Raw genomic sequence first — 14,784 nt, 5'->3', positions numbered from 1 at the left:
TGCGAAATTGGCGTGACTTGATACCTCGCCGCGGCCCTCCCGGCGGCCGCGGAAACGCCGGAGCGCCGCGGAAACGCCGGAGCGCCGCCCCCGTCCGGACGGGGGCGGCGCTCGGCGGGTGCCGCAGGGGCCTACTCGCCGTGCTTCTCCAGGGTGAACTTCCAGGCGTCGGCGACGATGTCGTCCAGGTTCGGACGACGCGGGGTCCAGCCCAGCTCCTGGCGGGCGCGCTCGGCGGAGGCCACCAGCACTGCCGGGTCGCCGGCGCGGCGGCCGGAGACCACCACCGGGATCTCCCGGCCGGTCACGCGCTTGACCGACTCGATCACCTCGTGGACCGAGAAGCCGCTGCCGTTGCCCAGGTTGCAGATCAGGTGCTCGCCCGGCTTGGCGGCGTCCAGCGCCAGCAGATGCGCGTCGGCCAGGTCCGCGACATGGATGTAGTCGCGGATGCAGGTGCCGTCCGGGGTCGGGTAGTCGTCGCCGTAGACCGCGATGTGCTCGCGCCGGCCGAGGGCTGCCTGGAACACCAGCGGGATCAGGTGCGACTCGGGGTCGTGCCGCTCGCCGTACGCGCCGTACGCGCCGGCCACGTTGAAGTAGCGCAGCGAGACCGCGGCCAGGCCGTGGGCGACGGCCTCGCTGGTGATCAGGTGGTCCACGGCCAGCTTGGTGGCGCCGTAGGTGTTGGTCGGCGCGGTGCGGGCCGTCTCGGCGATCGGCACGGACTCCGGCTCGCCGTAGGTGGCGGCGGTCGACGAGAACACCAGCTTGCGCACGCCCGCCGCGCGCATCGCGCTGATCAGCTCCAGCGAGCCGGCCACGTTGTTGCGCCAGTACTTCTCCGGGTCCGCGACGGACTCGCCGACCTGCGAGGAGGCGGCGAAGTGCAGCACCCCGTCGAAGGAGGCGTCCAGGACCTCGCCGGCCGCCTGGATCCGGCCCTCGACGAACTCGGCACCGGCCGGCACGCCCTCGCGGAAGCCGGTCGAGAGGTCGTCCAGGACGGTCACCTGGTGTCCCGCCTCCAGCAGGTGGGCGGCGACCACACTGCCGACATAGCCGGCGCCACCCGTGACCAGGTACTTACTCATGATGCGACCTCCAGCGGGCGATGGGCCGCCGTCGGCGGACCATCGGGGACGTACGTACGACTGCGGCCTATTCTCCCTGGCCGCCGGGAGTGCTCCGCACCACCCCGCGGGCCGCTCCCGGCACCGTCCACCTGCCCGTCGGCCGCCCGTCCCCCGCCCGCCGCCCGCCCGTCAGCCGCGTGCCATCCGCTCCAGCAGACCGGTGCGCGCCGCCACCGCCGCCGCCTCCAGCCGGGTCCGCGCACCGAGCTTCATCAGCACCCGCTGGACGTGCGTGCGGGCCGTGCTCGCCGCGATCCGCATCCCCGCCGCGATCGCCGCGGTGTCCTCGCCGTCCGCGATCCGCGCCAGCACCTGGACCTCCCGCCGGGTCAGCAGCCGCAGCAGTCGCAGCGCCTCGTCGTCCGGCTCGGCCGCCGGCCTCAGCAGCTGGTCGAACGCGCCCCGCAGCACCTCCACCGCGACCGCCGCCTCACCCGCCCGGGCCCGCGCGATCGCCCGCTCGACCACCTCGATCCGCTCGTCGCTCGGCACGTACCCGGCCGCACCCGAGGCGAACGCCCCCGCCACTCCGCGCAGTTCGCCGACCGGCCCGAGCACGATCACGGCCACCTCGGGCCGCTCCCGGCGGATCCGCCGCAGCCCGTCGAACGCCCCCGGCTCACCCGGCGCGGCCACCCCCAGCAGACACACCTCCGGCCGCCGGCCCGCCACCAGATCGGCCGCCGACGACGCCGGCGACCCCACCGCGAGCACCCGGTGACCGCGCAGCTGGAGCGCGGTGGCCAGCGCCTCCGCCAACAACCGGTGGTCGTCCACCACGACGAGGCGAACACCCATGAGACCCCTCCAGGTCGGCGTCCCGCCCGCAGCCCCGCCCGGCTGAGGAAGGCGGCCGATGACGCACCATCAGAGCGCATTCCGTACCCGACCTGCCAGACCGTCTCATCGGACCGTCTCACCACCCGATCATGCGGGCACAACGAAAAGGACCCCCGCCCGAAGGCGAGGGTCCTGACCGAGCCCCCATGCGGAATCGAACCGCAGACCTTCTCCTTACCATGGAGACGCTCTACCGACTGAGCTATAGGGGCCTGTTCCCTGTTCTCGCTCCCCGGCTTCGCATTCCGCTCAGCCCGCTCGCTCGAACAAGGAAGACATTACACGGCCGGGGGGCCGATTGGGAAATCGGTCCCGGCCCTCCGGCCGCGCGGCACGCCCGCCGTCGCGAGGTCCGTTCCGCTGGTCTCCGGCAGCAGTCGCAGGCAGACCAGCGCCACCACTCCCCACACCGCCAGGTACCAGCCGACCGGCTCCGCCGTCCCGTACGCCTCGGTCAGCCTGGTCGCGATCAGCGGGGTCGTCGCCCCGCCCACCACCCCGCCCAGGTTGTACGTCAGCGCCGCCCCCGTGTAGCGCACCCGGGTCGGGAACAGCTCCGGCAGGAAGGCCGCCAACGGCCCCAGCAGGCACCCCAGCACCACCATCGCGCCCGCCAGCGCCACGAACATCAGCCCGCGCCGCTCCGTCTCCAGCAGCGGGAACAGCACCAGCCCCCACGCCGCCGCCAGCCCCGTCGCCCCCTGCAGCGTCCGCCGCCGCCCCCACGCGTCACTGCGCCGCGCGCTCAGCCACACCGTCACCGCCTTGCCCGCCGCACCGGCCAGCAGCATCGACAGCACCACCGTGCTCGGCACCCCGAGCCCCGTCGTCGCGTACGCCAGCGCGTAGGTGGTGGTCAGATAGAACAGCGCGTACCCCACCGTGATCGCCCCGCAGCCCACCAGCACCGTCCGCCAGTGCCCGCGCAGCACCTCCACCACCGGCGCCCGCTCGGCCCCGGTCCGCGCCTCGCCCCGGAACAGCGGCGTCTCCTCCAACCGCAGCCGCACGAACAGCCCCACCGCCACCAGCGCCAGCGACGCCAGGAACGGCACCCGCCAGCCCCAGGACCGGAACGCCTCGTCGTCCAGCCGGAGTTGCAGTGCCAGGAAGACCCCGTTGGCCAGTACGAACCCGGTCGTCGGCCCCAGCTGCAGATACGCCCCGTACCGCCCCCGCTGTCCCGCCGGCGCGTTCTCCGCCACCAGCAGCGCCGCACCGCCCCACTCCCCACCCAGCCCCACCCCCTGGCACACCCGCAGCACCACCAGCGCCACCGGCGCCCACCACCCCCACGCCGCGAACCCCGGCAGCACCCCCACCGCCGCCGTCGACAGCCCCATCAGCAGCAGCGACACCACCAGCGTCGTCTTGCGCCCCAGCCGGTCCCCGAAGTGACCGAACAGCACCGCCCCCAGCGGCCGTGCCAGGAACGCCACCGCGTACACCGAGAACGCCGCCAACAGCGCGCCCACCGTGCCCAGTTCGGGAAAGAACACGTCACCGAAGACGAGCGCCGCCGCCGTCCCGTAGATGAAGAAGTCGTAGAACTCGATCGCCGTACCGATCAACGCCGCCGCAGCGGCCCGCCGCATCTGCCCCGTCGCACCCATGCCCCCAACCCTGGCGACCCCGCCACACCCCCGACAGCGCCCACCCGAGTGACACCCGCGCCCCACCCCGCCGCCCACGCCCCCCGGCGCCGCCGGGGGGTCAGGCTACTCGGCGTAGGGGTTGCCACCCGGCGGCGGAGGCGGCACGGCACCCGCCGCCCCCCGCCGCCGCGCCAGCACCACGACCACCGCGACGATCACGGCCAGCCCCGCGACCACCCCCACCACGACGGGCAGGACGCTCCCCGACCCGGAGGCCTTCTCACCGGCCGGCGCCTGCTGCGGCACCGGCGTGGCCGCCTGCTCGGGCACCGGAGCGGCGGACGCGGAGACCGACGGCGTCGTCGCCGGAGGAGCGGCGGAGGCCGACGGCGCGGCCGGCTGCTCCTGGATCGGGTACACGTCCGCCGGTCCCGGATCCCCCGGCTCCGTCAGCGCCACCCTCGGCCGGACGATGCCGTACCCGACGATGTCATTCCGAGTGGAGCCGTCCGTCGGCTTTCCGGCGGTGTTGATCAGCACCCTGGCAATCTGGTTGGCGCTCCAATCCGGGTGAACGGACCACAGCAGTGCGGCCGATGCGGAGACGATCGCCGTCGAGTTCGACGTACCGTGCCCCTTGCAGTAGCCGGACGGCCCGGTGCAGGCGTTGTAGATGTCGATCCCCGGCGCGGCGAGGTCCACCTGCGGCCCCTGCTCCGACTCTGCGGTGACCATCCCGTCACGCCCGACGGCACCGACTCCGATGACCCCGGGCGACGCCGCCGGGTACTCGACCGGGTTGCCGCTCTGCGCCGAGTTCCCGACACCCGCCACGATCAACGAGCCCTTGGCGGCCGCGTGATCGACAGCCGCCTTCAGTTCGGCCACGTCCTCCGCCGTCACCGAAGCGGCCGACCTCGCCTGGGAGATGTTGATGACCTTCGCCCCCTGGTCGGCGGCGTAGACAATGCCCTGGCCGATCTGCTTCAGGAAATCCGATCCGGTCACACCCGCGGAGTTGTCGTTGTTCCGGATCTTGATCGGCAGCACCTTGGCCCCGGGCGCCAAACCGTAGGCACCGCCCCCTCCCATCCCCTTGCCGGAGCCGACGATCACCGACGCCATCTCTGTGCCGTGGCTCTCGGTGAAGGTCCCGACCCCGCCCGGCAGGCCACTGAAGTCCTTACCCGGCAGCAACTGCCCCGCGAGGTCGGGATGATCGAGCTTGAAGCCGCTGTCGATCACCGCGACCGTGACACCCTGTCCCTGGCTGATCTTCCACACCTCCGATGCCTTCATCGCATCGAGGTGCCACTGGTTCTCGCGGATCGACTCCGCTGCGGCCGGTGCCGCCCCGGCAACGACGACCACTCCCGCAGCCAGCACCACGGCGGCGAACCCCCGCCCGCGCCCCCGTACGTTCGTCCGCCGCATCACTGCTCCCTCGTCACTTTCCCCATCGCGCACGGGCAGCACCCCGCGCAGCACTGCCCGGCCACCGGGTGTGGGCCCCGTGGCCGGGCAGTCGTTCCGGACTACTCAATCACGCCCGGATTGCTCCTCGGAGTACCGCTGGCCCAGGTCTCCTCGTCCTCGTGCAGGTAGTCGGCCCGCCGACGGCGCTCACGCTCGCGCCGCTCCCCCGCGCCGCCCGTCATGCCCGGACCCATCATGCCGTTCTGGCCCGGCCGCGCCGCGCCCTCGACGGCCGCAGCCCCGGCCGCGGCCGCCCGGTTGCGCAGGCCGCTGCCGCCCGGGGTGAACTCCCCGCCGGCCGACGGCCCCTGCGCCCCGCCGACCACACCGCCGACGGTCGAGCTGTAGCCCCGACCGCGTGAGCCTCCGACCGCGCCACCACCGTGGCCCCCGCCACCGCCCGGGTGCATGCCGCCGCCCAGACCGCCGAAGCCGCCACCGGCCGTTCCGGACCGCCCCTGGGCCGCCTCACGCGCCCCGAAGACGGTCCCGCCGCCGGTCGGCCCCGGACCACCGCTCTTCGCCGACGGGTTCCCGCCGCCGAAGGGGCCGGTCCGGTTCGGAGGCACGGAGCCCCCGCCGCCCTTCAACGGCACGGCCCCACCGGTGAACGGACCGGTGCCGCCCATCGGAATCGGCCCGCCCCCGGGGAAGGGGCCGGTCCCCCCGCCCGGAATCCCCGGGTACCCGGAACCGCCGCCCTGGGGGTACGGCGACACCGGGCCCCCACCGCCCGGCCCCACCGGGCCGGTCTGCCCGGGCAGCGTCGGCACCGTCGGCAGGCTGTCCAGCCCGGTGCTCGGACGGTCCCCGGGGAAGGAGCCCGGCGGTATCGCCGCGCCGGGCGTGTTCGGGTCGCCCGGCAGCGGCACCGAACCACCGCCGCGCGGCGGGATCGGTGTGTCGTGCCCCGGAGTCCGCGGCCCGTCCGGCACCGATACCGGCGGACGCGGCGTCACGGAACCGCCGCCACCGCCGTACTCGCCACCGCCGGTCGGCACGTAGCCACCGCCGCTGCGGCCGGTCCCCGCACCCGGGGTGCGCCCGGAGCCACCGGACCCGGCGGAACCACCGCCGCCGACCCAGACGTCCTCGCTGCCGCTGACGCCGTCCTTGCCCCCGCCCGCCCCCGGCAGCTCGGGCAGCTTCAGCCCGTTCAGCTTGGAGGTCGCCGCCTCGTACGCCTGCCCCAGCTTCTCCATCTGGTGGATGGCTTCCTGGTGCGCGGTGTCCACCCGCTTCTGCGCCGCCGCGGCCTCCGCGTAGGAGACCCAGGTCGGGTCCTCCTTCTTCATGATCGCGTCGGTCGTCGCCGTCGGGTTGCCGAAGCCGGCGATGCTCAGCGGCGAGGGCTTCAGGCACGGCTGCGCGGCGTGCCGCTTCACCGTGTCGATGTCCGTGGTCGGCACCTCCGGCACACCGGTCTTGGCGCCGCCCAGAGCCTCGCCGGCCTGGACCATCGCGTCCCCGGCGCCCTTGGAGTACTCGCTGATCATGGCCGCCGACTTGTTCAGGTTGCCGGCCCAGGTCTTGAAGTTCTCGGCGGCCGGCCCCTCCCACTGGATCTGGCCGACGTGGGCGGCCAGCGCCCGGCTGAGGTCGTCCAGTACCCGCCCGGCGTCCTTCAACTGGTTGCCGCGGCTGGTCACCTTCGACGGATCACTGCCGGACACCATCGACTTGAGCTGGACGTGCTGGATCCCCTCGAAGTTCGTCCCACCTGCCATCAATTACTCCCCGTATAGCCGAAACCCGCTCGCCGGACCGTCACGCGAACCCCCCGCCACCGCCCTGCTTGGGCGCCGGCCCGCTGGACCCGGCGGCCGACGTGTAGGCGTCCGCGTTCTTCGCGACCGCCGTGACCGCCGCCGCCTGGTGCTCCTCGTTGCCGCCGTAGCTGCCCGCCGTCTGCGCGACCGCCTGGCTCATCTTGTCGATCTGCTCCGCGAACGCCTTCGAGAGCTGCGCGATCGCCGCATGGGTCCGGTCGTACGCGGCCATCAGATCCGTGGACTCGTGGAAGCCGGTGCCGAGGTTGCCGGCGATCAGCTTCTGCTCCTTGATCTTGTGCTGCGCCGCCTCCGAGCCCTCCAGCGAGGCCAGGAGCGCGTCGACCTTCTTCTTGAACGCGGTCAGCGTGTCGAGCTCGATCTTGACGTCCTTGGAGCCGAACGCCGCCACCAGGGCGGTGGCGCTGACGTCGACCTGGACCTGTCCGACCGCACGACCGAACCAACTGTTGTCGAGCGTCCACGGCCGCACCTCGCCGTTGGGGCCGTCGGCCCAGCCCGCTCCGCCCGGTCCAGCCTCGCCTGGCACAGCAATCCACCTCTCCCCCGTACGCGGCGCGCCCCCGCAGGTCGCCGTACCGCGACACACCGTCAACTACTCGGTCCTACCGCATGTTCGAAGCGGCCGGACGGACGCGGGGTGTGGGCCCCGTCCCGCCCTGACCGACGAAACCGTCCATCCCTCAGGACGGACGGCGCCTCGTTCATCGTAGCCACCGCCTCCGACGAACCGGCAGGGCCCAAGGCCCGCTTGTACGCGATCGGTACGAACTCGACACGTGTGCGCCGAGGGCCGCCGTTAGACTGGCCGGGTCCGGTTCGTCCCGGACACGACCTCATCTGCCGCGCAACGTCGCACAGCAGCGACCCTGGCCGCCCCCGCCCCGCCCGGTCCCCGGACCGCCCCGGAGCCCGACGGCCCGCCGCGGATCGGATGCCCACGTGAGCCGCACCCCCGCCGCCGACGCCCCCTCGGCGGACGCCCCCGCTGCCGCCGACGCCCCCTGGTGGGCCCGCGCCGTCCGCCCGACCCGGCCGGCGCCGCCGGTCGCGCCGATGGTGCGGGCCGCCCTCGGCATGGCGGTGGCACTGGCCGCCGGAGTGCTGGCGCACCGGGTGGACCTGGGGGTGTTCGCCGGGCTCGGCGCGATGCACGCCACCATGAACGACCGGGTCGAGCCGGTGGGGCTGCGGGCCCGGCGGATCGCCACCGCGGTGTCCGCCTCCGCACTGGGGATGCTGGTGGGCACCACCCTCCAGCACCTCCACGCCGACGCGCTCGCCCTGGGGGCGGCGCTCACCGTGACGGCCTTCGTCTCCGGGGCGTTGAGCGCGACGGGGCCGCGCGGTTCGGCGGCGGGCCTGCTGCTGCTCGTCTCCGCCGCGCTCGGCAGCGGCATGCCGCTGCCGCACCCCTGGTGGGCGGCCGCGCCGATGATGCCGGCGGGCGCCGCGCTGGTCCTGCTCCTCGGCCTGCTCCCGCTGCCGACCCGCCGCTTCCCGCCCCGTGGAGGCCGGGCGCCCGCGGCCGACCCCGTCGCCCGGGCGCTCGCCGCCGCGTACGACGCGCTCGGCCGGATGCTCGCCGATCTGGGGACGCCGCGGGGCGCGGCCTCCCGCCAGGTGCTGACCGCCCGTCTGAACCAGCTCCAGGACGTGCTCCCGCCTCCCCGTCACCCCCACCGCGGCCATGCGATGTACCGGGCGGCGCTGGCCGCGACCGAGGCCGCCACCGGCCTGCTCTGGGCCTGGCGGCCGGTGCCGCCCGAGGTCGCCGCCGTCCCGGGCCGGCTCGCCCGGGCGGTGGAGCGCGGCGGCGGCGAGGTCGCGGTGCCCGACTGGGCGCCGGACACGCCGTCCCGGCGGGCCCTGGACGCGGCGCTCCGCGCGGCCGCCGGGACGGTCGCCGGCCGGGAGGCGGCACTCGGCACGGCGCCGGTCCCGCCGCCGGACCCGTGGCGGCTGCGGGTCCGGCTGGTCTCGCCCGGCGCGGCCCGGTACGGGGCGCGGCTCGCGCTGTGCATCGCGGTCGGCGCGGCGGTGACGGCCGCGCTGCCGCTGAGCAGGAGCTACTGGGTGCCGATGACGATCGCCTTCGTGCTGAAGCCGGACCTCGGTTCGGTGTTCCTGCGCGCGGTGAGCCGGTCGGTCGGGACGGTGCTGGGGGTGGCCGTGACGGCGGCGGTGCTGGCCCCGGCCGGCGGGCCCTGGGCGCTGGTGGCGATCGCCGCGCTCTGTGTGGCGCTGCTGCCCTACGCGACGGCGGCGCACTACGGGCTGAACACCGTGGTCATGACGCCGATGTCGCTGGTCCTGCTGCAACTGGGCGGGCAGGACGGGGCGGCCGAGTTCTGGCCCCGGGTGCTGGACACCGCGCTGGCCAGCGCGATCGTGCTGCTGTTCGGCTACCTGCTCTGGCCCGAGCGGCCGCGGCACCGGATCGAGCCGCGCCTGGTGACCGCGACGACGGCGCTCAAGGCCTACCTTGGCTCGGTCGCACGGCAGGACGCCCCACCCGTCGACACCTCACCAACCGACACCCCACCCGCCGACGGCTCGTCCGGCGATCCCCTCCCCGCCCCCGAGCCGCGCGCCGAGGTGTGGCTGCGCCGCACCGCCTACCGCGCGCTGGCCGACGCCCGCGCCGAGGTGGAGCGGGGGCTGGCCGAGCCGCCCCCGGCCGGCCGGACGGCCGCCGAGTGGCTGCCGGCGACCGCCGCCCTGGAACGCTTGAGCGGTGCGGTGGCGGCGTTCGCGGCGCAGCGCCGCTACGGCGGACGGGTGCCCGATCCGGTGGAGGTGGAGCGGGTCGGCCGGGCGCTGGACGAGCTGACGGCCGCGGCCCGCGCGCACCGTCCGCCGACCCGGGCGGCGGCGCGGCCGACCCGTCCGCACGACCCGGCGCGCAGCGCGCTGGGCCGTGCGGCGGACGAGCTGGACACGCTCCTCGCCGGCACCCGCGGCGGGAGCCGCTGAGGCCGGGGCCGCGCGGCTCAGACCTGCTCGGCGAGCTCCAGCCAGCTCATCTCCAGCTCCTCCTTCTCGTCCCGGACCGCCCGCAGCCGGCCGTCCAGCTCGGCGACCTTGGAGAAGTCGGCGGCGTGCTCGGCGAGCTGGGTGTGCAGCTTGGACTCCTGCTCGTCCAGCTTGGCGATCTGCCGCTCCAGCTTCTGCATCTCCTTCTTGGCCGCCCGCAGGTCCCCGCCCGACAGCGCGGGCGCCCCGGCCTCCCCGCCGGCCGTCGGCGCCGCACCGGGAACGGCGGCGGCGGCCGAAGCCGCGGCGGCCGCGGCGGCGGCCATCGCGGTCCGCCGCTCCAGGTACTCGTCGACGCCGTTCGGCAGCATCCGCATCCGCCGGTCGCCGAGCAGCGCGTAGGTCACGTCGGTGGTCCGCTCGATGAAGAAGCGGTCGTGGCTGATGACGACCATCGAGCCGGGCCAGCCGTCGAGCAGGTCCTCCAGCTGGTTGAGCGTCTCGATGTCGAGGTCGTTGGTGGGCTCGTCGAGGAACAGCACATTGGGCTCGTCCATCAGCAGCCGGAGCAGCTGGAGCCGGCGCCGCTCACCGCCGGACAGGTCTCCGACCGGCGTCCACTGCTTGTCCTTGCCGAAGCCGAACTGCTCGCAGAGCTGGCCGGCGCTCATCTCCCGGCCCTTGCCGAGGTCGACCCGCGAGCGGACCTGCTCGACGGCCTGCAGCACCCGGGTGGCCGGGTCCAGCTCGGCGACCTCCTGGGAGAGGTACGCGAGGCGCACCGTCTTGCCGACCTTGATGACCCCGGACGTGGGCTGGACGTCGCCCTCCGAGGCGTACGCGTCGCGCATCGCGCGCAGCAGCGAGGTCTTGCCGGCGCCGTTGACGCCGAGCAGGCCGATCCGGTCGCCGGGGCCGAGCTGCCAGGTGAGGTTCTCCAGCAGCAGCTTGGGGCCGGCCTTGACCGTCACGCCCTCCAGGTCGAAGACCGTCCGGCCGAGGCGCGCGTTGGCGAACTTCATCAGCTCGCTCTTGTCGCGCGGGTCGGGGACGTCGGCGATCAGCGCGTTGGCGGCCTCGATCCGGTAGCGGGGCTTGGAGGTGCGGGCCGGGGCGCCGCGGCGCAGCCAGGCGAGCTCCTTGCGGGCGAGGTTCTGGCGCTTCTGCTCCTCGACGGCCTCGATCCGGGACCGCTCGGCGCGCGCGAAGACGTAGTCGGAGTAGCCGCCCTCGTACTCATGGACGGAGCCGTGCTGGACGTCCCACATCCGGGTGCAGACCTGGTCGAGGAACCAGCGGTCGTGGGTGACGCAGACCAGTCCGGAGCGGCGGGACTGGAGGTGCCGGGCGAGCCAGGCGATGCCCTCGACGTCGAGGTGGTTGGTGGGCTCGTCGAGGACGATGAGGTCCGGCGAGCTGAGCAGCAGCTTGGCGAGGGCGATCCGGCGGCGCTCACCGCCGGAGAGCGGGCCGATCACGGTGTCCAGGCCGTCGGGGAACCCGGGCAGGTCGAGGCCGCCGAAGAGGCCCTCGACGATGTCGCGGATGCGGGCGTCGCCGAGCCACTCGTGGTCGGCGCGGTCGGCGATGACCTCGTGCCGGATGGTGGCGGTCGGGTCCAGCGAGTCGTGCTGGGTGAGGACGGCCAGCTGGAGGCCGCCGGACCAGGTGATCCGGCCGCTGTCGGGCTCCTCCAGCTTGGCGAGCATCCGGATCAGGGTGGTCTTGCCGTCGCCGTTGCGTCCGACGACGCCGATCCGGTCGCCCTCGCTGACGCCGAGGCTGACCCCGTCCAGAAGGGCCCGGGTGCCGTAGACCTTCGTGACGGACTCGATGGTGGCGAGGTTGACGGCCACGTGTGCTGCGCTCCTGGGTTCGACGGTCCGGCTCGGGCAGAGTCCGGAGCCTCCCAGCCTAGTGGGCCCGCCCCGGGTACCCGCGCGCTCGGCCGGGAGCCCGGCCGCCCGCCAGGCCGTCCGCTAGACCCCCGCGACCACGGCCGCGCCGGGCACCGGCCCGTGGGTGGCGTGCGCGGTCCGGCAGCTGCCGGAGGCGCGCAGCGCGGCGGCGACGGCCTCGGCGGCGTCGGCGTCCTTGGCCAGGAAGGCGCAGGTCGGGCCGGAGCCGGAGACCAGCGCGCCGAGCGCACCGGCGGCGGTGCCGGCCCGGAGGGTGTCGGCGAGCGCGGGGCGCAGCGACAGGGCGGCCGGCTGGAGGTCGTTGGCCAGCGCGACGGCCAGCGCGACGGCGTCGCCGTCGGCGAGGGCCGCGAGCAGCGCGGGGTCGGCGTCGGGGGTGGGCACCTCGGTGTCGCGGGAGCCGGTGCCGGCCTCCTCGCGCAGGCGGTCGCACTCGCGGAAGACGGCGGGGGTGGACAGGCCGTCGTCGGCGACCGCGAAGACCCAGTGGAAGTCGCCGGCGACCGGCAGCGGTTCCAGGACCTCGCCCCGGCCGCGGCCCAGCGCGACGCCGCCGACCAGCGCGAACGGCACGTCCGAGCCGAGTTCGGCGGCCAGCTCCAGCAGCACCTCCGTGGAGGTGTCCAGGTCCCACAGCGCGTCGCAGGCGACCAGCGCCGCCGCACCGTCGGCGCTGCCGCCGGCCATGCCGCCGGCCACCGGGATGGCCTTGGCGATGTGCAGGTGGACGTCGGGCCCGGCGAGGCCGTGCCGGGCGGCCAGCAGCCGGGCGGCGCGGGCGGCGAGGTTGCTGTCGTCCAGCGGGACGGCGTCGGCGTCCGGCCCGGTGCAGCTCAGGGTGACGCCCGTACCGGGCTCGCCCGCCGTCGCCGTGACCTCGTCGCCGAGGGCGATCGCGAAGAAGACGTTGGCCAGGTCGTGGAAGCCGTCGGCGCGCAGGCCGCCGACCCCGAGCTGGACGTTGACCTTGGCGGGCACGCGGACCGTGACGCTCACTGGAAGTCCCCTACTCCGGCTTGTGCTCGGCGATGGCGGCGAACTGCTCGACGGTGAGCATCTCACCGCGCAGCTTGTGGTCGATCCCGGCGGCGGCGAGCGCCTGCTCGGCCCCGGCGGCGGAGCCGGCCCAGCCGGCCAGCGCGGACCGCAGGGTCTTGCGGCGCTGGGCGAACGCGGCGTCGACCACCGCGAACACCTCCGCGCGGCTCGCGGTGGTCCTCGGCGGCTCGCGGCGGATCAGCGAGACCAGCCCGGAGTCGACGTTGGGGGCGGGCCAGAAGACGTTGCGGCCGATGGCCCCGGCCCGCTTCACGTCGGCGTACCAGTTGGCCTTGACCGAGGGGACGCCGTACACCTTGTTGCCGGGCTTGGCGGCGAGCCGGTCGGCGACCTCGCTCTGCACCATGACCAGGGTGCGCTCGATGCTGGGGAAGGTGGCCAGCATGTGCAGCAGTACCGGCACGGCCACGTTGTACGGCAGGTTGGCGACCAGCGCGGTCGGCGCGGGGCCCGGCAGCTCGGTGACCAGCATGGCGTCGCTGAACACCAGGTCGAACGCCCCGGCCTTCCCGGGCATCCGGGCGGCGACGGTGTCCGGCAGGTGCCGCGCCAGCACCGGGTCGATCTCCACGGCGGTGACGTGCCGGGCGGTCTCCAGCAGCGCAAGCGTCAGCGACCCGAGGCCGGGCCCGACCTCGACCACGGCGTCCTCCGCGGTCACCTCCGCGGCCCGGACGATCCGCCGCACGGTGTTGCCGTCGATGACGAAGTTCTGCCCGCGCTGCTTGGTCGGCTTCACGCCGAACGCGTCCGCCAGCGCCCGGATGTCCGCGCCGCCGAGCAAGGGGGTCCCCCCGGCCGGAGGCTGGGGGCGGCTGTCAGAGGTGGGATCGGTGGTGCTCACCCGCCAAGGATACGGGCGCGCGGCCCCCTCACAGCTCGACGACCGCCGCGAGGTCGATCTCCACGGGGCAGGGGACGGCGGTCCGGAGCACGCCCTCGTGCCGCGCGACCGGCATTAGACGCCCTTCTCCTCGTCCCGGTGGAACTCGTGGACGATCGGGAGGTCGTCGACGCCCCGCCCGACCCGCCAGTAGGGAGCCGTCACGAGTGCCGAATCGTTCCTCCGAATCCCGGCACTCGTTCGACCGGCTCAGTATCCGAACGCCCGCGCCGTGTTCTCCGCGATCGCCGTGGCGAGCGCGTCCTCGGACAGGCCCAGGGTGTCCGCCATCGAGCGGACCGTGACCGGGATCAGGTACGGGGCGTTGGGGCGGCCGCGGTAGGGGTGGGGGGTGAGGAAGGGGGCGTCGGTCTCGACCAGGATCCGGTCGAGCGGGGTGACGGCCAGGGCGTCCCGCAGCGGCTGGTTGGCCTTGAAGGTGACCGGGCCGGCGAAGGAGAGGTACCAGCCGTGCTCGGCGCAGACCTTGGCCATCTCGGCGTCGCCGGAGTAGCAGTGGAAGACGGTCCGCTCGGGGGCGCCCTCCTCCAGCAGGACGGCGATGACGTCCTCGTGGGCGTCCCGGTCGTGGATCACCAGGGCCTTGCCGTGCCGCTTGGCCATCGCGATGTGGCGGCGGAACGACTCCTTCTGGATCTCCACGCCCTCCGGCCCGGTGCGGAAGTAGTCGAGGCCGGTCTCGCCGACCGCGCGGACCTGCGGCAGCGCCGCGAGCGCGTCGATCTCGGCCAGCGCCGCGTCGAGCGCGGCCTGCCCGCCCGGCTCCCGGCGCTGCCCGGACCAGCCGTCGGGGTCACCGAGGAAGATCCGCGGCGCCTCGTTGGGGTGCAGGGCGACGGCGGCGTGCACCTGCTCGAACCGGGCCGCCAGGTCGGCGGCCCAGCGCGAGCCCGGCACGTCGCAGCCGACCTGGACGACGGTGGCCACCCCGACCGAGGCGGCCTTGGCCAGGCCCTCCTCGGGCGTGCCGGACTGCATGTCCAGATGGGTGTGCGAGTCGGCGACCGCCACCGCCAGCGGGGCGGGCAGCGGCGGCGGCGGGGTGGACCGGTCGTCGTCCTTCTTCGGCATCAGTCGGTTCCTCTCCGG

At 74.7% G+C, this 14,784-nt stretch carries 11 protein-coding genes and 1 tRNA gene; 1 reads left to right on the top strand and 11 read right to left on the bottom strand.

Annotation, left to right across the window (positions count from 1 at the left end):
• Positions 1–131: 131 nt before the first annotated feature.
• The 7 genes from galE to ACFVFS_RS25970 all read right to left on the bottom strand — a co-directional run bounded on the left by galE (position 132) and on the right by ACFVFS_RS25970 (position 7,366).
• Complete coding sequence (galE, locus tag ACFVFS_RS26000; RefSeq protein ID WP_380627106.1) at positions 132–1,094, bottom strand: UDP-glucose 4-epimerase GalE; 963 nt, start codon at positions 1,092–1,094, stop codon at positions 132–134.
• Between the two features lie 171 nt (positions 1,095–1,265).
• Positions 1,266–1,934: a response regulator transcription factor gene (locus ACFVFS_RS25995; RefSeq protein WP_350557932.1), complete on the bottom strand. Its 669-nt coding sequence runs from the start codon at positions 1,932–1,934 to the stop codon at positions 1,266–1,268.
• A gap of 181 nt (positions 1,935–2,115) precedes the next feature.
• Positions 2,116–2,188, bottom strand: a tRNA-Thr gene (locus ACFVFS_RS25990).
• Positions 2,189–2,254: 66 nt separating this feature from the next.
• Complete coding sequence (locus ACFVFS_RS25985; protein ID WP_380627105.1) at positions 2,255–3,589, bottom strand: MFS transporter; 1,335 nt, start codon at positions 3,587–3,589, stop codon at positions 2,255–2,257.
• A gap of 105 nt (positions 3,590–3,694) precedes the next feature.
• Positions 3,695–4,960 (bottom strand): type VII secretion-associated serine protease mycosin, encoded by a 1,266-nt coding sequence (gene mycP, locus ACFVFS_RS25980; RefSeq protein ID WP_380627104.1) that lies wholly within the window; start codon positions 4,958–4,960, stop codon positions 3,695–3,697.
• A gap of 146 nt (positions 4,961–5,106) precedes the next feature.
• The gene (locus tag ACFVFS_RS25975) at positions 5,107–6,774 is read right to left on the bottom strand and encodes a WXG100 family type VII secretion target (protein WP_380627103.1); all 1,668 of its coding nucleotides are present in this window, start codon (positions 6,772–6,774) and stop codon (positions 5,107–5,109) included.
• A gap of 40 nt (positions 6,775–6,814) precedes the next feature.
• A complete protein-coding gene (locus tag ACFVFS_RS25970; RefSeq protein WP_380627102.1) occupies positions 6,815–7,366 on the bottom strand; it encodes a hypothetical protein in 552 nt (183 codons plus the stop codon).
• Positions 7,367–7,779: 413 nt separating this feature from the next.
• Between ACFVFS_RS25970 and ACFVFS_RS25965 the strand changes: the two genes are divergently transcribed.
• Positions 7,780–9,813 (top strand): FUSC family protein, encoded by a 2,034-nt coding sequence (locus ACFVFS_RS25965; RefSeq protein WP_380627101.1) that lies wholly within the window; start codon positions 7,780–7,782, stop codon positions 9,811–9,813.
• Between the two features lie 17 nt (positions 9,814–9,830).
• On the opposite strand, the gene ACFVFS_RS25960 is transcribed toward ACFVFS_RS25965, so the two are convergent.
• The 4 genes from ACFVFS_RS25960 to ACFVFS_RS25945 form a co-directional block, all read right to left on the bottom strand.
• Entirely contained in the window at positions 9,831–11,669 is a 1,839-nt protein-coding gene (locus ACFVFS_RS25960) for an ABC-F family ATP-binding cassette domain-containing protein (protein ID WP_380627100.1), read from the bottom strand.
• 123 nt (positions 11,670–11,792) lie between these two features.
• Positions 11,793–12,728, bottom strand: coding sequence for a 4-(cytidine 5'-diphospho)-2-C-methyl-D-erythritol kinase (locus ACFVFS_RS25955; protein ID WP_380627099.1), 936 nt, complete (start codon positions 12,726–12,728; stop codon positions 11,793–11,795).
• A 10-nt stretch (positions 12,729–12,738) separates the two neighbouring features.
• Positions 12,739–13,635, bottom strand: a complete 897-nt coding sequence (gene rsmA, locus ACFVFS_RS25950) for a 16S rRNA (adenine(1518)-N(6)/adenine(1519)-N(6))-dimethyltransferase RsmA (RefSeq protein WP_380627098.1) — start codon at positions 13,633–13,635, stop codon at positions 12,739–12,741.
• Positions 13,636–13,884: 249 nt separating this feature from the next.
• On the bottom strand, positions 13,885–14,766 hold the full coding sequence (locus tag ACFVFS_RS25945) for a TatD family hydrolase (RefSeq protein ID WP_380627097.1): 882 nt from the start codon (positions 14,764–14,766) through the stop codon (positions 13,885–13,887).
• Positions 14,767–14,784: the final 18 nt, after the last annotated feature.

The organism is Kitasatospora sp. NPDC057692 (assembly GCF_042799475.1).
Taxonomy (GTDB): Bacteria; Actinomycetota; Actinomycetes; order Streptomycetales; family Streptomycetaceae; genus Kitasatospora.
The sequence above is the reverse complement of the archived record's forward strand: the minus strand, read 5'-3'. Positions and strand labels throughout refer to the sequence as shown.

What these genes read in the sequence shown, in the direction of transcription:
- ACFVFS_RS25995 (WP_350557932.1), bottom strand. Translation starts at nt 1,934, where the DNA reads ATGGGTGTTCGCCTCGTCGTGGTGGACGACCACCGGTTGTTGGCGGAG.
- galE (WP_380627106.1), bottom strand. Translation starts at nt 1,094, where the DNA reads ATGAGTAAGTACCTGGTCACGGGTGGCGCCGGCTATGTCGGCAGTGTG.
- ACFVFS_RS25975 (WP_380627103.1), bottom strand. Translation starts at nt 6,774, where the DNA reads ATGGCAGGTGGGACGAACTTCGAGGGGATCCAGCACGTCCAGCTCAAG.
- ACFVFS_RS25945 (WP_380627097.1), bottom strand. Translation starts at nt 14,766, where the DNA reads ATGCCGAAGAAGGACGACGACCGGTCCACCCCGCCGCCGCCGCTGCCC.
- ACFVFS_RS25985 (WP_380627105.1), bottom strand. Translation starts at nt 3,589, where the DNA reads ATGGGTGCGACGGGGCAGATGCGGCGGGCCGCTGCGGCGGCGTTGATC.